The organism is Mesorhizobium sp. B3-1-8, from assembly GCF_006439495.1.
Taxonomy (GTDB): Bacteria; Pseudomonadota; Alphaproteobacteria; order Rhizobiales; family Rhizobiaceae; genus Mesorhizobium.
The window spans coordinates 1-18,520 of the sequence record NZ_VFTK01000030.1 but is presented as its reverse complement, the minus strand read 5'-3'; the positions used below and the strand labels follow the sequence as shown (position 1 = coordinate 18,520).

At 63.3% G+C, this 18,520-nt stretch carries 16 protein-coding genes; 4 read left to right on the top strand and 12 right to left on the bottom strand.

Annotation, left to right across the window (positions count from 1 at the left end):
• Window positions 1-54: 54 nt before the first annotated feature.
• The gene (locus FJ424_RS24380) at window positions 55-951 is read right to left on the bottom strand and encodes a LysR family transcriptional regulator (protein WP_140657370.1); all 897 of its coding nucleotides are present in this window, start codon (window positions 949-951) and stop codon (window positions 55-57) included.
• 266 nt (window positions 952-1,217) lie between these two features.
• Here FJ424_RS24380 and FJ424_RS24375 point away from each other — a divergent pair, with 266 nt between their 5' ends.
• Both FJ424_RS24375 and FJ424_RS24370 read left to right on the top strand, forming a co-directional pair.
• Window positions 1,218-1,952, top strand: coding sequence for an SDR family oxidoreductase (locus tag FJ424_RS24375; protein WP_140657372.1), 735 nt, complete (start codon window positions 1,218-1,220; stop codon window positions 1,950-1,952).
• A gap of 174 nt (window positions 1,953-2,126) precedes the next feature.
• Window positions 2,127-2,726, top strand: coding sequence for an NAD(P)-binding domain-containing protein (locus tag FJ424_RS24370; RefSeq protein WP_140657374.1), 600 nt, complete (start codon window positions 2,127-2,129; stop codon window positions 2,724-2,726).
• Window positions 2,727-2,824: 98 nt separating this feature from the next.
• Here the strand turns inward: FJ424_RS24370 and FJ424_RS24365 are convergent, their stop codons facing one another.
• From FJ424_RS24365 to FJ424_RS24340, 6 genes are all read right to left on the bottom strand, one after another.
• The gene (locus FJ424_RS24365) at window positions 2,825-3,169 is read right to left on the bottom strand and encodes a putative quinol monooxygenase (protein ID WP_140646905.1); all 345 of its coding nucleotides are present in this window, start codon (window positions 3,167-3,169) and stop codon (window positions 2,825-2,827) included.
• Complete coding sequence (locus FJ424_RS24360; RefSeq protein ID WP_140646906.1) at window positions 3,169-4,137, bottom strand: ABC transporter permease; 969 nt, start codon at window positions 4,135-4,137, stop codon at window positions 3,169-3,171. Before FJ424_RS24360 ends, FJ424_RS24365 begins: the two co-directional genes overlap by 1 nt.
• Entirely contained in the window at window positions 4,127-5,713 is a 1,587-nt protein-coding gene (locus tag FJ424_RS24355) for a sugar ABC transporter ATP-binding protein (RefSeq protein WP_140657376.1), read from the bottom strand. Before FJ424_RS24355 ends, FJ424_RS24360 begins: the two co-directional genes overlap by 11 nt.
• Window positions 5,710-6,879: a Gfo/Idh/MocA family oxidoreductase gene (locus FJ424_RS24350; protein WP_140657378.1), complete on the bottom strand. Its 1,170-nt coding sequence runs from the start codon at window positions 6,877-6,879 to the stop codon at window positions 5,710-5,712. The genes FJ424_RS24355 and FJ424_RS24350 overlap by 4 nt, the downstream gene beginning before the upstream one ends.
• 64 nt (window positions 6,880-6,943) lie before the next feature.
• A complete protein-coding gene (locus FJ424_RS24345) occupies window positions 6,944-8,065 on the bottom strand; it encodes a substrate-binding domain-containing protein (RefSeq protein ID WP_140657380.1) in 1,122 nt (373 codons plus the stop codon).
• A 40-nt stretch (window positions 8,066-8,105) separates the two neighbouring features.
• The gene (locus FJ424_RS24340; RefSeq protein WP_140657382.1) at window positions 8,106-8,933 is read right to left on the bottom strand and encodes a sugar phosphate isomerase/epimerase; all 828 of its coding nucleotides are present in this window, start codon (window positions 8,931-8,933) and stop codon (window positions 8,106-8,108) included.
• A 252-nt stretch (window positions 8,934-9,185) separates the two neighbouring features.
• On the opposite strand from FJ424_RS24340, the gene FJ424_RS24335 reads away from it, so the two are divergent.
• Both FJ424_RS24335 and FJ424_RS24330 read left to right on the top strand, forming a co-directional pair.
• Window positions 9,186-10,544: an ROK family protein gene (locus FJ424_RS24335; RefSeq protein WP_246677342.1), complete on the top strand. Its 1,359-nt coding sequence runs from the start codon at window positions 9,186-9,188 to the stop codon at window positions 10,542-10,544.
• Window positions 10,545-10,591: 47 nt separating this feature from the next.
• A complete protein-coding gene (locus FJ424_RS24330) occupies window positions 10,592-11,599 on the top strand; it encodes a substrate-binding domain-containing protein (protein WP_140657384.1) in 1,008 nt (335 codons plus the stop codon).
• A 275-nt stretch (window positions 11,600-11,874) separates the two neighbouring features.
• On the opposite strand, the gene FJ424_RS24325 is transcribed toward FJ424_RS24330, so the two are convergent.
• The 5 genes from FJ424_RS24325 to FJ424_RS34145 form a co-directional block, all read right to left on the bottom strand.
• Complete coding sequence (locus FJ424_RS24325; RefSeq protein ID WP_140657386.1) at window positions 11,875-13,590, bottom strand: SEL1-like repeat protein; 1,716 nt, start codon at window positions 13,588-13,590, stop codon at window positions 11,875-11,877.
• Between the two features lies 1 nt (window position 13,591).
• Window positions 13,592-14,998, bottom strand: a complete 1,407-nt coding sequence (locus FJ424_RS24320) for an HlyD family type I secretion periplasmic adaptor subunit (RefSeq protein ID WP_140657388.1) — start codon at window positions 14,996-14,998, stop codon at window positions 13,592-13,594.
• A gap of 8 nt (window positions 14,999-15,006) precedes the next feature.
• Window positions 15,007-17,313, bottom strand: a complete 2,307-nt coding sequence (locus FJ424_RS24315; protein WP_140657390.1) for a peptidase domain-containing ABC transporter — start codon at window positions 17,311-17,313, stop codon at window positions 15,007-15,009.
• A gap of 188 nt (window positions 17,314-17,501) precedes the next feature.
• On the bottom strand, window positions 17,502-17,681 hold the full coding sequence (locus FJ424_RS34150) for a hypothetical protein (RefSeq protein ID WP_246677341.1): 180 nt from the start codon (window positions 17,679-17,681) through the stop codon (window positions 17,502-17,504).
• 271 nt (window positions 17,682-17,952) lie between these two features.
• The coding region (locus FJ424_RS34145) for a hypothetical protein (RefSeq protein ID WP_246677340.1) at window positions 17,953-18,520 on the bottom strand (568 nt) is incomplete at its 5' end.

Below are 18,520 nucleotides of genomic sequence, written 5' to 3'. Positions count from 1 at the left end.
GCAGCTCGGCTTCCGGCCGGATTGCGGCAAGCGTCGTCGGCTACCTGTCGCGCTTCAGTCCGGCGATAAGGACAGTCCCGCGAGAAGCGGCGCGTAGGCGGCGAGCCTGCGGGATACGAACTCGGTGAAGAGCCGTACGCGCTTCGTCTTGCGTGTCTCCCCCTGCGTGAGAAGCCAGAGCGTTCCGTACATGTGCAGGTCGGTACCCGGCACCCTCGCCAGCAGAGGGTCGGCATCTCCCACGAAGCACGGCAGCGTCGTCATCCCGAGCCCCTGCCGCACCGCGACGACCTGCGCCTCGGCATCCGTGACCCTGAACGGAACCTCGGCGGCGCGAACCTCACCCCCGTGGGCCCAGTCCGGGATTCCATGAATGCTTATGACGATCCATCGGATGGGATCAGGCGCGCCCGCATGCCACGCGGCCAGTCGATCGCGGGACATGTAGATACCGCCGAATACATCCGATCCCTTGAGGCCGTGAAGATTGAGCGGCAGGGTTTTGCGGTCGTAGACGACCCGGATCGCGACGTCAGCCTCGCGGTTGGTCAGATTTGCCAGCTCGCCGGACGACAAGATTTCCATCTCGATGTCCGGATACAGACGCGCGAAATCGGAGAAGTCCGGCATGAGCAGGTGTGTCGCCAGCGGCGGGGCCAGTGTCACCCGCAGTAAGCCGCGCACGCTCTGGTCGCGGCCAAGGACACGCGTCTCCAGCTGGTGCGACGACACTTCCATCTGGTCGGCAAGCTCGAGGACCTCCTCCCCCGCAGCCGTCAGGCGATAACCCGAAGGCAGCTTCTCGAACATGTGCGCCCCGAGCCGTTCCTCGAGCTGAGCGACGCGTCGCAGCACGGTCGAGTGGTTCACTCCGAGGCGCGCGGCAGCAGCCCGCACCGAGCCCGCGCGCGCGATGGCAAGAAAGTAGCGAACGTCATCCCAGTCGATCATGGTGCAATCCAGCACCGCTGGGGTGCGCCTTCCAAAGCCCGCATCTAACAGCAGAACGGGCGGCCGTCATAGCCTAAGCGGACAAGCGCGGCCCAATTCCAAACGGCGGACAACCGATCGTCGTGGCTGGCGTCAGTCGTCCAACCGGATCGATTTCGCACCACCGATGTGCGCGCTTCCGCACTCAACGCCTGACTGCGGCCGCCCCATCTTGAGGTTCTCGGGGCCTCCCCGAACGACCAAAGATGGAGCCTGGAAGGAAAGTCATGGGAAAGTTAGATGGTAAGGTTGCAGTCATCACGGGTGGATCGAGCGGCATGGCACTGGCGAGCGCCAAGCGGTTCGTTGAAGAAGGCGCCTATGTTTTCATCACGGGCCGGAAACAGGAGGCGCTCGACGAGGCCGCCAGGCTGATCGGCCGGAACGCGACCGGCGTGCGCGGCGACGCGGCCAATCTCGACGACCTCGACCGTCTGTTCGATACGGTCAAACGAGAAAAGGGCAAGATCGACGTCCTGTACGCGAGCGCCGGCACGGGCGAAGCCGTCCCTCTGGGCGAGATCACCGAGCAGCACTTCGACGCGGCCTTCGGCCTGAATGCGCGCGGCACGCTGTTTGCGGTTCAGAAAGCGTTGCCGCTGTTCAACGATGGCGGATCGATCTTCATGACCGGGTCAGTTGCTTCGGTGAAAGGTTTTCCTGGCTACGGCGTGTATGCGGCGAGCAAGGCGGCGTTGCGCTCATTCGCACGCACTTGGCTCAACGAACTGAAGGGCAGGAATATCCGGGTGAACGTGCTGAGCCCGGGGCCGATCGCCACACCGATGCAGGACCAGGTTCTCACCGAGGAGGCGAAGCAGATGTTCGAATCCCTGATCCCGCGGGGAAAAATGGGGCGTCCCGAGGAAATTGCGGCGGTCGCGCTGTTCCTTGCTTCGGACGATTCCAGCTTCGTGAATGGGGTGGAGCTGTCTGTCGACGGCGGCTTCTCGGCCATCTGAAATCGCGCCTGATCGCGGGAATGGCGCGCCGATGGCGAAACGACTTCCGCGCTGAACGATCGGCCCGGTCGTCCACGAGAGGACGTCTCCGCGAAGGTCGCCACACAGCGGGACGGATAACCCAGCGCCTTTGAAGGCCTGGGAATCAACATCAACATGGATCGGAGAAATATTATGAGCTATGCAATCGTAGGATTCGGTAAGGTAGGCCAGGCTCTCGCCCACGCCTTCGCCCGTAAAAACATCGATGTGACCGTTGCGAGCCGCCGGCCGCCCGAGGAGTTGGCGCCACAGGCTCGGGCGATTGGACCCACGGTCGTCGCCAAGTCGCTGCGGGAAGCACTCGAGGCCGACACAATCATCCTGGCGGTCCCGTTCGGGGAGCATCGCGAGGTTGCGAAAGCCCTGCCGAGCTGGAAAGGCAAGACGGTCATCGACGCGATGAACGAGTTTCCTGTACCTGAAGAGCTGGACGGCCTCCCGTCCTCCGCCTTCGTCGCGAAGTCGTTCACCGGCGCCAAGTTCGTGAAAGGTTTCAATCACCTGATTGCGGCCACCCTGGCTGCCGATCCGGTCGTCGAGGGCGGCCACCGGGTCGTCTTTCTGTCGAGCGACGACGAGGACGCGACCGCTCCCGTGGCGGCCTTGGCCAAACAACTCGGGTTCGCACCCGTCAAGCTGGGAAAGCTCAACGAAGGTGGCGCGCTGGTGCACGCACGCGGCCGCACTTGGGGCCAGCTCATCTTCCAGGATTTGTTCAAGAAGGAGCAGTAACCGATCTACGACCCCGTCATTCCCGCTCGAGTTCGGCAGACTTCGCGCCAACGGGCCCACCGCCTGCGTCGCCTTCGGAACGATCGCTCATCGTGTCGTCATTGATAAGCTGTGGGCACGCTGATGGGCTGAACGTCAACAGCCATCCGGCTGAGCATCACAAAGTTCCGAATCTCGACCGGACTCGCCAGCAGTTGATCGAGCCGATCAAACAGCGGCTTCAGATGCGGCATCGCCAGATGCCGGTCGAGATCGTCCTTCGAGCGCCAGTTCTCATAGAACATGAACACGCATGGGTCGGCCGGGTCGACGTGAAAGTCATAACTGATGCAGCCGTCCTCGGCGCGCGTCGGCTCGACGAAGGCCGACAGGATCTCCTGCAATTCCTCGCGCGTTTCGGGCTTTGCGATCACAGTGCCGATCACCGTGTAGGGAACTGTCATCATTTCCTTCCCTGGCTCAGCGCAACGGCCAGGATGATGATGGCACCACGCGCAATGAGCTGCTGGCTGAATTCCAGCCCCATGAGTATCAGGCCGTTGTTGATGAGGCCGATCATCAGCGCGCCGACGATCGTGCCAATCACGGTGCCAGACCCGCCGAACAGGCTAGTGCCGCCAAGCACTGCCGCGGCGATGACCGACAACTCGTCGCCCTGACCGAGCTGGAAGCGGCCGGATTGCAGCCGCCCGGCATAGAGCATGCCGGCAAGTGCTGCCGCCATGGCCGATATAATGAGGACGCGGAACTTGATCGACTTTGTGTCGATGCCGGAATAACGCGCCGCGACCTCGCCGCCGCCGGTGGCGAGCACGCGCCGGCCGAAGCTCGTTCGCCTCAGCACGACATGGCCGACGGCGCCCAGCACCAACATCCAGATCAGCAGGACAGGCACCGGCCCGATATTGCCGCCGCCAAAGATCCACGAATAGCTCTTCGAGATGATCGGCACCGCGGCTGTATCGCTCATCCACATCGCGGTGCCGGTGGCGATCCCCATCATGGCCAGCGTGGTGAGGAAGGACGGAATGCCGATGCGCGTCGTCAGCAGACCGTTGAAGGTACCGACGACGGCACCGGTGGCGAGGCCTGCAAGGATACCGGTAACCGGTCCACCGGCGTCGATCGCCATGGCCGTGGTGACCGAAGCCAGCCCCGCCACCGCCCCGACGGACAGGTCGATCTCGCCCGCCGACAGCACGTAGGTCATGGCGATCGCCATGACCGCGATCATCGCCGTCTGGCGCACGATGTTGAGCAGGTTGTTAGGGTTGAGGAAGCCCTTGTCGAACAGGGTGATCGCGAACGCGATAAAGATCACCAGGAAGCCGATATAAATGATGTTCTGCCGCCAGTTGGCGAGACCTAGCCTTGCAAAGAGCCAAGGGACAGTGTCCCGGTCAGTGGACATGTGTTTCTCGCTTACTCTTGCTCATCGCGTTCTGGATAACGATCTGCAGCTTGCGCTCGGCGGCCTGCAGCTGCGCGACCGGATCGCCCGCTGGCGCCGACGGATCGTCGAGATCGGCGCGGCTGACATCGTCCACCAGGCGGCCGGCCGAGACGATGATGATGCGGTCGCAGGCCGACAGCATCTCGGACAGCTCCGACGAGATCAGGACGATCGCCTTGCCAGCTTTCGCCAACTCGCGCACCAGCGTTATGATCTCGGACTTCGAGCCGATGTCGATGCCGGCGGTTGGTTCATCAAGGACGAGGATTTCCGGACCGGTCGAAAGCCATTTGCCGATGACGACTTTCTGCTGATTGCCGCCTGAAAGCGTACGCACCGCGCTGTCGCGCGATGCCGTCTTGATCCGCAGCCGAGCGATCTGTTCATCCGTCAGATCGCGTACTTTTTTTCCCGAGACAAATGTTTTGCGACTCAGACGGTCCAGCACTGCGAGCGTGACGTTGGAGGCGACAGAATGCTCGGCAATCACGCCCTGACGCAGACGGTCCTCGGGTACCAGCGCCACGCCGGCTTCGATGGCTTCGCTCGGTTTCGTGATCATCACCGGTTTGCCGGCGATGCGTATCTCGCCTTCGACGACCGGATCGATTCCGGCAATGACGCGCGCGATTGCTGAACGTCCGGAACCAAGCAGTCCGGCCAGGCCGACCACTTCACCCCTGTTAACGACGAAGCTGACATTCTTCGGCTTTTCCGGGCCTGAAACGTTGTCCAGCTCCAGCAGCGGCTCGCCAAGGCTCGACTGGCCGCGCACCACATCCGACAGGCCGCGCGAGCGCTTGCCGACGATATGCTCGATCATCGTTTCGACGGGCAGCTCCGACAATGGTGCGGTAACGACATGGCGGCCGTCACGCAGGATGGTGGCGCGGTCGGCGATGCGGGCGATCTCGTCCATCCGGTGCGAAACATAGATGATGGCAACGCCTTGCGACTTCAGCTTGCGCAGGAAAGCGAACAGGCGTTCGACATCGGAAATCGCCAGCGCCGTCGAGGGTTCGTCCAGCACCAGCACCCTTGCGTTTTGCGAGATCGCCTTGACGATCTCGGTCAATTGCCGCTGTCCCGCGCCCAGATCGCCGACGGTCGCCTTCGGATCGACCTCCACTTCGAGCATTTTGAACAGGTCCGCGGCACGCCTCTCGGCGGTACGGTCGTCGATCAGGCCGAATGCACCCTTGGCTTCGCGGGTGAGAAACACGTTCTGCGCCACCGTCAGCGTCGGGATCAGACTCATTTCCTGGAAGATCATGGCGATGCCGGCTTTGCGCGAGGCTTCGGGCGATATCTCCATCAGCGGCTTGCCATCGACGAGAACGGTGCCGGCGTCAGGCACATGCACGCCGTTCAGCACTTTGAGGATGGTCGACTTGCCGGCACCATTGCCGCCGAGCAGCGCGTGGATCTCGCCTCTTTCCACCTGCAGGTCGACATCGATCAACGCCTTGACCCCGCCAAAGGATTTGCTGACGCCCTTCATCTCCACCGCATGAACAGGCGTCCCAGCGGTCATGGTCTTACCTTGGTCCACTGACCGCTTTCACCGGATTCGATCAGTGCGTCGGCGACGCGCTCGGTCCTGTAGCCATCCTCGAAATTGGGCGACGGCTGCTTGCCCGAGGCGATGGCCGAGAAGAAATCGAAACACTCGACAATCTTGGTTTCGGAGTAACCGATGCCGAGCGCCGGGATCGGCCAGAGGCCTGAGCCATAGGGGTGCGCCGGACCGGAATAGACAGTCCTGAAGCCGCGCGCATCGGCAGGATCATCGGCAAACATCACCTGCAATTCGTCGCGCCGTTCGTAGTTGAACGCAATCGAGCCCTTGGTGCCGTGGATCTCGAAGGTGATGAAATTGTTGCGGCCATAGGCGTTGCGGGTCGCCTCGAGCGAACCGATGGCGCCGTCGGCGAACTTCAGCAGCGTCACCACCTCGTCGTCGACATCGACTTCGACGCGCTCGGCTCCGGTGTTCTTCTCGGCGGCGCCGAGCCTGTCGAGATTGCCGTGCTGGACAGGCCGCGTCTTGTTGTAGGTGCGCACCAATGCGCTGACCTCGGCGATCTCGCCCACCAGATAACGGGCAAGGTCGACGACGTGGGTGCCGATGTCGCCGATCGAACCCGAGCCAGCTATCTTCTTCTGAAAACGCCAGGACAATGGCGAGTCCGGATCGGCCGACCAGTCCTGCAGATAGGTGCCGCGGAAGTTCAAAATCCTGCCGATGCGGCCTTCCTCTATGTACTGGCGGGCGAGCGCCACTGCCGGTGTGCGCCTGTAGTTGAAGGCCACCATGTGGATGACGCCGGCCTTGTTGACGGCGTCGAGCATGGTCTTTGCTTCGTCGCCGCCGCGCGCCAGCGGCTTTTCGCAGATGATATGCTTGCCGGCCTGCGCTGCCGCAATCGCAATCTCAGCATGGCTATCGTTCGGAGTGACGATATCGATGACGTGGATGTCCGGTCTGGTCACCACCTTGCGCCAGTCCGCGGACGATTCCTCGAAGCCGTAGCGACGGCGGCCTTCGTCGGCCAGCGCATCGGTGATGTCGACCACCACTTTGCGCACCGGGTTGGCAGGCGCGGGCCAGAAAAACATCGGCATGGTCGCATAGGCCATTGCATGGGCCTTGCCCATGAAGCCGCCGCCAATCATCGCCACGTTGAACGTCCTGGTCATGATGGTCTCCTGATCGAATGAAGAAAGGCGCGGCCGGCAGGGAGTGCGCCGGCCGCGGGGCGCATTACATGCTGCCCTTGATCTTGTCGGTGGCCTCGGCGTGGTAGACGGCCTTCCAGCCCTCGAGCAGTGTGTCCTTGGTGACTGGAAGCGCCGGCAGGGCGACGAAGGCCGGCGCCTGCTTGCCGATCAGGCCGTAGCCGGCGAGCAACGCCTCGGTGACACCTTGATCGAACGGCCGCTGAGCCCCCAGACCCTTAACGAAGCCGCCGCTCGCCATATTGATGGCGACGTTCTCACCGAGGTCGCAAGTGGTGATGACGAGGTCGTCACGGCCGGCGGTGCGCGCCGCCGAGATGACGCCCTCGGCCGGCACGTCCCACACGGCCCAGATGCCATTGATGGTCGGATTGGAGGTGAGGATCGCCGATGCCGCCTTGTCGGCGTCTCCGGAGAAGTCGGGACCGCCGATGCCTTGTTCGGCGACGATCTTGATGTCGGGATAGTTGTCGGCGATCGTCTTCTTGAAGGCGTCATAGCGCTGCTTGGTGACGAAGAAGTCGGCGGCGTGGAAAATAAGGCCGATGTCACCCTTGCCGCCCAATGCCTTGGCCATCAGATGCGCTGCCGCGACACCGTTGCCGTAATTGTCGGCCGAGACGACGGAGACGTAGTCCTTGCCGGCGACAAGGCCGGCCGGGACGTTGTCCATGAACACGAGCTTCACGCCCTTGTCGGCGACGGCCTTGTAGGCGGAGGCTGTCGCCGAGGGGTCAGTCGGGATCGAGACGATGATCTTGGGGTTCTGCGCCATCACCGTTTCGAGGTCCGCGACCTGCTTTTCCGGCTTGAAGCCGGCATCCGTTGTGGCGATCACCTCGATGCCCATCTTGCCGAACTGGTCCTTGAGCCCGGCGATCTGCGCACGCGACCAGTCATTGCCGCCGTAGTGCATGACGATCGCCGCCGTGGCCTTCATGGCTTTGATCTTTGCCAGTTCCTCCTCGCTCAATGTCACAGCGGAGGCCGGCGCCGGCGTTTCGCCGTTTGGTCCTTTCGAAAGGACGGTCTTCTGCAACTCGGCAAGGCCTGAATCCGGATCGGCGAAGGCGGGGACAGCTGTGTAGAGGCTGGTGGCCAGCAGAGCCGCCGTGAAAGCTCCGGCTATTGTCTTGAAATGCGTCATTTCGGTCTCCTCCCTGATGACAGGCGCAATGCCCGTTGGTTCAACTCGGCCCTATGGCCTTTTTCAGATAGTTCATGCTGAGTTCCGCCCCTTGCTTCGGGTCAGGCCAGGCATCGAGCTCGGCGGCGATCCATCCAGAAAATCCGGTATCCTTGAGCGCATCGATGATCGGCGCCATGGCGAGATCGCCGCGGTCGAGCGGCGTGAAGGCGAAGGGATCACGCTGCCAGCCCTTGAGATGGACGTAGCTGATACGGTCCCTGAATTCGCGGATCTGCGCGGCCGGATCCCCGCCGGCGGCAGCCAGATGCGCAGTGTCCGGACAAAAATCGATCGCGGTGTGCCTGAAGACCTCGCGGACTTCATCGGGCCCCTCGACAATCGTCGACAGGTGCGGGTGATAGTGCGCGCGCAAGCCCGCTTTGGCCGCGATGTCGACGACCTTGTCCAGCGCCGCGCCGAGGCGCTTGAAATCGTCCTGCTGGCGGCCGCTCGCACGCTTGGCGCCACCACCGACCACAAGGTGCGCGGCGCCCAGTTCCGCGGCGGCACCCGCCACACGTTCTATGCGCGCCAGTTCCTCGCTCAGGATATCGTCGAAAATGAAGTTGGCGCCTGAATAGCCGGCAACGAGCACGACGCCAGACTGCTTCAACGCTTCGCGCAACTCGCCATAGCGGCCTTCATAGTCCAGAAGATTGCCGTCGAAGAGTTCGGTGCCCGCATATCCGGCCGCGCCAATGTCGTGGATCGCCTGCTCCATATCGCCGAAAGTGCGATAGGTCAGCTGAGTAATCGACGTCACACCGACGGCATTGCCGCCAAGCGCGCCCCAGCAATTCGCGTGATAGGCCAGCTTCACCTGCATGTATGTTTCCTCCTGCGCAGCCGGAAGCTCAGGTCGCCTTGCCGCGGCCAGACCCGACTTCAAGTCGGCTCTCCTCCAACTCGACCCGAACTTATGCGCGCAGTTTCGCTGCCGTCAATCATTAAAATGCAAAAGATGGCCTACTTTTGTTGAAAAACAGCATAAGTTATTGCTTGATCCGTAAATGTGTGCGCGCTACCCATGCCGAGCGGGACGACTGGCCAGAAGCTCGAGATGAGGCGCGACAAGGGTATGGACGAGGGCGGCACGGCGGCCGGAGACATTGCCAAGCCGCGGCGCGCCGCGGGCCGGCCACGCGCCAGCGAATCCGCACATGGAAGCCTGGCCATGCTTCTCAATCTTGTGCGGACAGGGGCAGCGACGACCCGCCAGGGGCTGGAGAACCAATCCGAACTTGGGCGAGCTGTCGTTGCCGATCGTCTGGCTACATTGCTTCGGCTCGGGCTGATCGAGGAAGGCGAGCTTGGGCCGGCCATTGGCGGTCGGGCACCTCGCCATGTCCGCTTCCGGCCGCGTGTGGGAATGATCCTGGTCGCCGTGCTGGATCATTCGTCGCTTGCAGTTGGCGTATCCGATCTCTCTGGAGGTCTGCTGGCGGAGCATCATGAGGCCGTCGAGCTCGCGGCGGGACCGGAACCGGTGGTCCAGCGGCTGGCAACGCTATTTGCCTGGATGCTGGAGGAGCATGGCAGCGAGGCTGCCATCTGGGGCGTTGGACTGGCGGTGCCGGGAGCCGTCGAGAAATCGGATGGCCAGCGGCTCTTCGCCCCGGCGCTGAACGCGTTCCAGAACTGGGACGGTTTTCCCTTTGTCGAGCAACTGGCCACCGCGGTCGGCGCGCCCGTGTGGGTGCGGAGCGGCGTTCAGACGATGACCATGGGCGAGCTGAAATCCGGCAGCGGCATCGGCCTGACAGATATGATTTTCGTCAAGCTTGGACGCTCGGTCGGCGCCGGCGTGATATCGGAAGGCGTGCTGCATAGGGGCGCGCAGGGCGCAGCGGGCATGATAGGCCATACATTCATCGAGGGCGGAACCCTCGAGAGCGTCGCGGGCAGCGAAGTGCTGGGACGCGAGGCGCGTCTGGCCGCCGAAAACGGACGCAGCGCATATCTTGCCGAAGTGCTGGCGCGTGCAGGCGATGTCACCGTCACCGATGCCGGCCACGGCGCCCAGCTGGGTGATACGTTTTGCATCGATCTTCTGGGGCGCTGCGGCCGTGCCGTAGGCGAGGTCCTGGCGCCCCTTGCCAATCTTCTCAACCCATCGTTGATCGCGCTCGGCGGCAACGTGGCAGAGACCGGGGATATCCTGCTGGCGGCGGTGCGCGAGGCGGTCTATCGCCAGGCGCATCCGGTCGTCACCCGCGACCTGCGCATCGTGCGCTCGCAGATGGGCGGATCGGCCGGGCTGGTCGGTGCCGCGCAGGTTGTAGCGGAATCGCTGTTCGATACTCGATTCCTTCAGGGCTGGATCACGCTTGGTTCGCCGCGCGAGCATCCCGAATTCAAAGAATTCCTCGCGCAGGCTTCAGCCGAAAGCAGCAACCGGCCAGTCAGACCCAGACCGCCGGCAGGGATGCCGGCCTAGCATTTGCCAATCGACTCAGTGCCGCGACAATCCGGGGAGGTTAGAAAATGGCGATCACGGGCCTTGGGCCGCATGGCGAAAGAGCGGTTCCCGCCGATCAGGTCGGACTGTCGGAGGCCGACGCCGATGCCGCCCGCAGCCGGCGTTTCGCGGTAGCCGTCGTTCTGCACACCACAATGAGCGACTGGGCAAAGGAGGAACTGGCCGGGATGGTCACGACACTTGGCCGCTATGGCGCCGCGGTGGTCGAGGTCATCGATTGCGCCTTCGACGTCGACAGGCAGATTTCCGAATTGCTCCGCCTTGCCGGTGAACCGGTCGACGCGGTGGTTTCGATTCCCATCGGCAGCAGCCGGGCCGCCGATGCGCATCGCGCCATAGCCGGCGCGGGAAAAAAGCTTGTCCTGCTCGATAATGCTCCGACCGGCATGCTTCCCGGAAAGGACTATGTCAGCGTCATTTCCACCGACAATTTCGGTCTCGGGCAAATCAGCGCGGAACTGCTTGCGCCGCATGTGCCTCAAGGCGGCAAGGTCGGCGTTCTGGCCTACGGCGTGGATTTCTTCGCCACCCATGAGCGCGAGATCGCTTTCCGCAAATGGATGGCGGCCCGGCGGCCGGACCTTGCCGTCGTGCGCGGCAAGTTCGCCGATGTGACGCAGGCGCGAACCGCGACCGCGGCCCTGCTGCAGGATAATCCCGATCTTTCCGGGCTGTTTGCCGTATGGGACGTGCCTGCAATGGGCGCCGCCGCGGCGATCCGAGAATCCGGGAAGACGATACCGATAACCACCGTGGACCTTGGCAACGAGGTAGCGACCGACCTTGCCAATGGCGGCCTGATAAAAGGAATTGCCGCCCAGTTGCCTTACGACCAGGGGAGCGCTGCCGGCGTCGTCACCATCCTTGGGCTGCTGGAACGCCGGCCTCCGCCGTGGATCGCGCTTCCCGGGCTGAGCGTGACAGCCTCCAATGTGGTGGAAGCCTATCAGGTCGTGTGGCGTGCTCCGGCCCCCGCCGGCCTGCTCAGAGCTCGTAGGCTTCGAAGCGATTGAACCGGGCAGGCGCAACGACCCGCCTTTGCTTCATTCCGAGAGTCCCGTCGTTACCCGGTCTGTGGAAGCTACTTGCCCGACTGCGAAGCGTTGCCCTGACCCAAACAGGATGATGAGCCAAAGGCCAGTAACCGCAACGGCCAGTCGCGGCAAGTTGCCTGTCAGGTGCATGCACAGCGTGCGAGACCGCCCATTCATCCGCAGATGGCCGTCTGCACCCAGCCTTAGGCCAGAATGGCGCTGCTGCCGTTGCTTTGCAGTCAGGCATATCGCCGCTATGTCTCGGCAAGCTCCTCGGCGGCTTCTTGGACGCCGTGCGCAGCCGCTCGCTCCAGCCAAATGCGGGCGGCGGCGGAGTCATGCTCGCCGGCAATGCCCGTGGAGAGATAGCGGCCAAGCATGAGTTGGGCATGCCCATGGCCTCTTTCAGCGGCGGCTTCGAACCATTTCTGCGCAGCTTTGTGGTCGAGTGACAGGCCTTGCCCGGCCTCATAAAGTGCCCCGATCGCGAACATCGCCCCGGCATGGCCTGTAGCCGCGGCTTGCTTGAAAAGATGTGCGGCGGTCACGAAAGAGCGTTCCCCGCCACGGCCACTGTAAAGCATTTCGGCGAGAGCCACCTGCGCGTCCACGATGCCTGCCTTTGCAGCCCGCTCAAACCAGATGCGGGCCTGCCTCTGGTCAGCGATCATGCCTCGTCCATCCTGAAGCATGCGGGCATACATGTATTGCGCCTCGGCCACGCCTTCCGCTGCGCGCGCCATCCAATGCGCAGCCCGCTCCTGGTCCTTACCCACACCAATACCTTCTGCGAAACAGAGACCAAGATTGAACGCCGCAACCAGATCACCCGATGACGCGGTTGCCCCAAACCATCCAGCGACGCTGATACCATCATCCGGTTCGCCTGCTCCTTCAAGAACAAGGTTCGCGAGATCAACCTGGGATTCACGATTGCCTCTGGCTGCGGCGGCACGCAGCAATCGCGTTCCTTCTTCGGCGTCCTGAGCTACGCCATTGCCGGAGAGATAGAGCGAAGCCAAGGCGCGGGCAGCCGGCTGGTGGCCCCCATCTGCCGCCCGCCGATACCACGTCGCGGCCTCTGCATAATCTCGCAGGCCTCCCCCCGAATACAGTTCGCCAACGCGATAGGCGGCGTCGACATTTCCCGCCAGCGCGGCGCGACGCATCCAGGCCTCGCCGGCGACGGCGTCCCGATCCGCCAAGCCACCCTCGATCAGCGCAAGCCCCAGCCGGAACTGGGCAGATGCGAGTCCCCGTTCAGCGGCATCCTGATAGAGCTTCTGAGCTGCCTCGAGATCGACGGGCACGCCCATTCCGTGCTCGGTGAGGATGGCAAGCAGATAGATGGCCGTCGGCAGGCCGGCATCCGCCGCGCGCCGAACCTCTGCGGCAATCCTGCTTCCTTGCTCCGGTTGCCTCAGCCGGACCAAGGAAAGGGCAAGGCCGAGGCATCCTTCCGGGCAGCCGGCCGCGGCGGACTTCTCGTACCAGCCATGCGCGGCATCGAGATCGCGCATCGCGTTCGGGCCTTTGCTTAGGATGTAGCCTAGCAGGGCCTGCCCTGTTGCGGAGCCGGACTCGGCGGCTTTTCGCGCGAGGTCGAGCGCTGCCGCGAAGTCTGGCTCTCGCAAGGAATTTCGATCGAACAAACCTTCCGAACCGGCGTCAGCTTCCTGTCCCGCAACCCCCGCTACGCACAACGCGGCAAGCAGCGCCTGCGCGTCTGGACTGCCGCGATCGGCTGCTCGCCGCAGCCAACGTGCCCCTTCCGAGTGGCTGGGTGGCACGCCAGTGCCTTCCAAATAGCAGCGGCCGACCCGGTATTGCGCTTCCACGATGCCCGCGCGTGCCGCTATACCCATCAGCGCAAAGGATTCCGCAGGCTTCCCGCTGCCGGAAAGTTGGAGCGCCCGGCGAAAAGCCAGGGCGGGATGGATGCGTCCAGTCAGGCGGTCGAGCATAGCCATCCTATGGCTCCCGCATCGCTTCCTGTCCGATCGGCAACATGGCGCCAAGCATGTATTTGAGCACTGTGCGGCGACCGACCTTGACGTCAGCGGTGACGGGCATGCCGGGGCTGATCGCGAAACCGGCGGGCAACCCATGGAGTGCGACGTCGTCGATGGATATCTGGGTGCGATAGAACTGGTCGGCATCCGAAGGAAGCATGGCCAGTGAACTGTTTGGATCGCGCGCCTGTTCTCTGGCCGAAAACGAATCCGGGCTGACCGCGCGAACCGTGCCATGCGCCAGGCCATACTGTGAATAGGCGAAGGTGTCGAACTTGATAGCCACGGGATCGCCTACATGAACGAAGCCACTGCTACGGCCGATGATATTGGTCTCAACCTCGAGCACTGCATCGGCGGGAACTAGCGTGATGAAGCGTTCGCCAGACTGCAAGACGGACCCGACGGAGACCTTGGCTACTGATTGAACCGTCGCGTCGGCCTCGCTCCTTAGCTCCACCAGTTGCTTGCGAAGCTTCGCCTTGTTTAGAAGCTCGCGAGCATCCGACATGCGTGAATTGGCTTCCGAAAGGCTCTGCGAGACCTCGGCGCGCCAGCTCTGAATGTAACCGTCTCGGTCGGCCGCGGCAGCGGCCTGCTGGCGCTTGGCGGCTTCTGTCGTCTGCTCGGCGTTGCTCAGCGAACGCGACATTTCCGCCGAATTGTCCTCAGCTAGAAGCGTGTTGAGACGGCTTCCAACCTGCCTTTCTTCGAGTTGCTGACGCATCTTTTCGATCGACGCCGCAACTGCGAGCCGCTGCCGATACCCCTCGGCGTCGGACTGCGAGCGCGAGATGACGGAACTCAGTTCGTCACGCTGCCGGTCGAAGCTTTCAAGCTTTGCGTCGTAGACCGCCTTGCGACGTTCGTAGATCGAGGCCTGCAGCGTCCAGCTTGGGTCCAGTCCATCGTAGTTGAAGGGCTTGTCATCGACCTCCGCCTTCAGGCGCGCTACTTCGGCTTCAAGCGTCGTGACCTGGGTCGCCAGCGCCGTGAGGTCGGCCGAGGCGAAGGTGGCATCGAGCCTGGCCAGCAGTTGGCCGGCCTTCACACGCTGTCCTTCGCGCACCTCGATCGACCGAACAATCGCCGTCTCCAGTGGCTGGACGATGATGTTGGGCGATTGCGAGACCACGAGCCCCCTTGTCGTGACGACCTGATCGACCGGTATCAGCGCGGCAAGCGCGATCAGCGCAACAACCATGCTGGTGATGATCCACACGACGCTGCGTGCCACCCACGGAATTGGCGCATTGGCGACCGCCGTCGACGGCCACTGGAATTCGAGAATGGCAGGAACCGTCGGATCGCTGGCCTCTCGCCGGCGCCGGGGAACTGGAAGGGTGGAATGGGTGGTGCTGCTCATGGCCGGTCTCACACAGGGCGAGGCGGCACGGCCGCCAGACGGCTATGGCGGCCGTCAAGATGCCGGTTCTGCTGGAGCCAGAGCTGGCGGTAGACACCGCACCGCTCCAGGAGCACCGAGTGAGGAGCGACATCGAGAACCTTACCCTGGTCCATGACCAGGATCTGGTCGCATTCGGTAAGCGAGGCGAGCCGGTGCGAAACGATGATCATGGTACGCCCGCTGGCGATACGAATGAGATTGGCGCTGACCACCGCTTCGCTCTCCGGATCGAGCGCGCTCGTCGCTTCGTCGAGTATGAGGATGGTCGGGTCGTGAATGAGCGCGCGGGCGATTGCCAGCCGCTGCTTCTGACCGCCGGAGAGATTGGGCGAACCTTCCTCGATATAGGTGTCGTAGCCGTTTGGCATGCGTTCGATGAACTCGGCAGCACCTGCCAAGTGGGCGGCACGCATGGCGTCGGAAAGCGTCAAGCCAGGACGTCCCGCGATGATGTTGTCCCTGATCGAGCCGCGGAACAAGAAATTGTCTTGAAGGACGACACCCAGGCCCTGGCGAAGATGGCGAAGGTTGATTTCCTTGAGATCGACTCCATCCAGCTTGAGGAACCCGCTATAGTCGCGATTGATGCCCTGCAACAGGCGCGCGATCGTCGATTTTCCTGATCCGCTGCGTCCGACGACCCCGAACATCGTGCCGGCCGGGACATCGAAGCTGACCCTGTCGAGTGCCGGTGTCTTGGTGCCGATGTAACTGAAGGTCAGATCGCTGAACTTGATCTCGCCGACGAGCTTCGGCCGCAAGCCGGCGGAATTGGAGCTGCTTTCCAACGGGCGATTGAGAACCCCAGCTGCCTCGCCAATCGCCGCGCCGACCTCCTCATAATCCTCGACCAGCCGCGCTAGACCGACCAGCGGCTGCGCGACGCGCTGCGCGATCATCATGAAGGCAAACAGGCTGCCGACCATATAGCCCGACCGGTCGTTCATCGCGAGATAGGCGCCGATCAGCATGGTGCCGAGGACCATCGCGCGCTCGATCGGCGTGACGAGAGTTTGCGGCCAGTTGGCCAGTTGCCCGAAGGCAAGACGCGCCTTGCCCGCGTCGGCCACCCGTTCGTCCCACAGCGCCTTGCGTTGCGGCTCCAGCCCGAGCGCCTTGACGGTCTTGATGCCGACGACAGTCTCGCCGAGCGCGGCCGCCTTCCAGGTCTCGGCGTCGACCACGTTCTGATAGCGTCGGCGCAGCGGCGCAAGGAAGGCGAAGATGATCGCCATGATCACGACCGCGCAGGCAAGCACCATCCAGGCGAGCGTGGCGTTGATGTAGAACATGACCGGGATCAGGACGCAGAGCGTGATCAGATCCAGGAACGTGCTGAGGAGCTTTCCGGTCAGGAACTCGCGGATGCGATAGACTTGGGCGAGATGGTACATCGTCTCGCCAGCCGGATGCCGCTCGAAATAGTCGAGCGGCAGGCGCAACAACCTGCTGAAGACATGCAGATTGAGCTTGGTGTCCAGGCGCGCACCGACGACATTAATGATCAGTCGTCGAGCGTGACCGAGCAGCGTCTCGTAAAGGAAGACGACGGCGATGACCGCTGAGAGAAGCACCAGAGTGGGGATACTGCTGAACTGCAGCACCTTGTTGACGACCGTCATGACGATGAGGGGTGGCAGAATCGCTAGAATGCTCAGCGTGAACGAAGCGATGCCAATGTCCCGCAGCGGCCGGCTCTCGAGCCGCACCAAATCGATAAGCCAGCCGAAGGTGAAGGGCGCATCCGCCGCGATATAAGATCTCGCTGCCCGCAAAAGGACGGCCTCGCCCGACCACACCTGCAGCAGGCGGAGCTCATCGATGGCAACAGCTTCCGCGTCATCCGGCGCATCGACGCTCTTGAGGAAAACGACATTGCGTTCGGCGCTAGCCCCGGTAAGGAGGCCGGCGCCGCCATCGGTGAAAAGCAAGACGATCGGCCCTGCGTGTTCGAAGCGCAACAGATGCGACCAGCGGATACGCAGCGCGCGCGACCACATGCCGGCGTTCTGTGCCCACTGGGAGAGATCGGAAGCACTTGGTACCGGACCGGCGATTGCCGCCCTGAATTCGTTCGGATCGAGGTCGACTCCGTGATAGCGGGCGACCTGCAGCATCGCCTTGATGCGCGGCCCTGTCCGATCGAACGCCGCGGGGCCGCCAGGAACCCATTCCGCTGCGCCCCCGCTCCGACCTTTGCCGGTCATGTCCACTTCGACATCGTCACGGATCGGGACAGGCAGGACTTCGGAGTTTCGAGGCACGCTCACCATAAGCTCCCCTTGCGGTCTAAAAGCGAGGGTTCGGGGGTGTTCCCCGCACACAGCCCCAATCCGGAAAGTCGGCAACATCCATCATAGACCGAACCGCCCCGCGGTGCGAGCTCGTTGCCGGCGTCCAAGACGTGGCTACGCGGACCCCGCGTTTCCGCAAGGCCCGCGCGCATTGTTTTGACCAACACTCAGTCATGCGGCTTCAGAATATCCTTCAGAGCCTTCTTCAGTGTGTCGTCGGTCTGGCCATAGCCGGCACTCTGCTTGCCCTTGTCCTGGGTCAGGTCGGACGTCGCGCCGGACGGCTTGTTCTGGTTCTGGCCGAAACCCTTGACCGTGTTGAGAACGTTCAAGAGATCGGTCGTCACCGAGCTGATCGCCTGGCTGACGAGTTGCTTGAACGAACCGCCGCCGCCACTGCCGTCCGAGCCGGACTGCAGGAACTGCTTGACGTCCGTCAGCCCCAGCGTGCTGGCCGTGACGGTCGCATGTGGGCCTCCGTTGCCATTGCCCTGGCCACCGGCAGAGTTGCCCTGCCCTTGGTGCGAGCTGTTGTCGCCATTGTTGTGGTCGCCGGAATTGCCTGGCGCGTCCTGTTGGCCGTTGCCATGCCCGTTGTTACCCTGCGGACCACCCTGGTCACCAGTCCCACCGTCCGATCCTGTCGCTCCGGTCGGGCCGGTTGACCCGGTCCCACCGGTCGATCCAGTTGAACCGGTAGCACCCGTCGAGCCGGTGGATCCCGTGGCCCCAGTTGCACCTGCGGCTCCAGTTGCTCCCGTGGCTCCGGTTGCGCCCGTTGCTCCAGTCGCTCCCGTGGCACCAGTTGCTCCGGTCGAGCCCGTGGCTCCGGTTGCTCCGGTAGAGCCCGTGGCACCGGTTGCTCCAGTCGAGCCGGTAGCTCCAGTAGCTCCGGTCGAACCGGTTGCACCCGTTGCTCCGGTCGAGCCGGTAGCTCCGGTCGAACCGGTTGCACCCGTTGCTCCGGTCGAGCCCGTTGCACCCGTTGCTCCAGTCGAGCCCGTGGCACCGGTTGCTCCAGTCGAGCCGGTAGCTCCCGTTGCTCCGGTCGAGCCCGTGGCACCGGTTGCTCCAGTCGAGCCGGTGGCACCCGTTGCTCCGGTCGAGCCCGTGGCACCGGTTGCTCCAGTCGAGCCGGTAGCTCCCGTTGCTCCGGTCGAACCGGTGGCACCCGTTGCTCCGGTAG

Bases quoted from the DNA above. Each gene is read 5' to 3' on its own strand.
- FJ424_RS24325 (WP_140657386.1), bottom strand. From the start codon at position 13,590: ATGGCTATGCTCGACCGCCTGACTGGACGCATCCATCCCGCCCTGGCT.
- FJ424_RS24360 (WP_140646906.1), bottom strand. From the start codon at position 4,137: ATGTCCACTGACCGGGACACTGTCCCTTGGCTCTTTGCAAGGCTAGGT.
- FJ424_RS24380 (WP_140657370.1), bottom strand. From the start codon at position 951: ATGATCGACTGGGATGACGTTCGCTACTTTCTTGCCATCGCGCGCGCG.
- FJ424_RS24315 (WP_140657390.1), bottom strand. From the start codon at position 17,313: ATGGTGAGCGTGCCTCGAAACTCCGAAGTCCTGCCTGTCCCGATCCGT.
- FJ424_RS24330 (WP_140657384.1), top strand. From the start codon at position 10,592: ATGGCGATCACGGGCCTTGGGCCGCATGGCGAAAGAGCGGTTCCCGCC.
- FJ424_RS24320 (WP_140657388.1), bottom strand. From the start codon at position 14,998: ATGAGCAGCACCACCCATTCCACCCTTCCAGTTCCCCGGCGCCGGCGA.
- FJ424_RS24365 (WP_140646905.1), bottom strand. From the start codon at position 3,169: ATGACAGTTCCCTACACGGTGATCGGCACTGTGATCGCAAAGCCCGAA.
- FJ424_RS24350 (WP_140657378.1), bottom strand. From the start codon at position 6,879: ATGACCAGGACGTTCAACGTGGCGATGATTGGCGGCGGCTTCATGGGC.
- FJ424_RS24355 (WP_140657376.1), bottom strand. From the start codon at position 5,713: ATGACCGCTGGGACGCCTGTTCATGCGGTGGAGATGAAGGGCGTCAGC.
- FJ424_RS24335 (WP_246677342.1), top strand. From the start codon at position 9,186: ATGGACGAGGGCGGCACGGCGGCCGGAGACATTGCCAAGCCGCGGCGC.
- FJ424_RS24340 (WP_140657382.1), bottom strand. From the start codon at position 8,933: ATGCAGGTGAAGCTGGCCTATCACGCGAATTGCTGGGGCGCGCTTGGC.
- FJ424_RS24375 (WP_140657372.1), top strand. From the start codon at position 1,218: ATGGGAAAGTTAGATGGTAAGGTTGCAGTCATCACGGGTGGATCGAGC.
- FJ424_RS24345 (WP_140657380.1), bottom strand. From the start codon at position 8,065: ATGACGCATTTCAAGACAATAGCCGGAGCTTTCACGGCGGCTCTGCTG.
- FJ424_RS24370 (WP_140657374.1), top strand. From the start codon at position 2,127: ATGAGCTATGCAATCGTAGGATTCGGTAAGGTAGGCCAGGCTCTCGCC.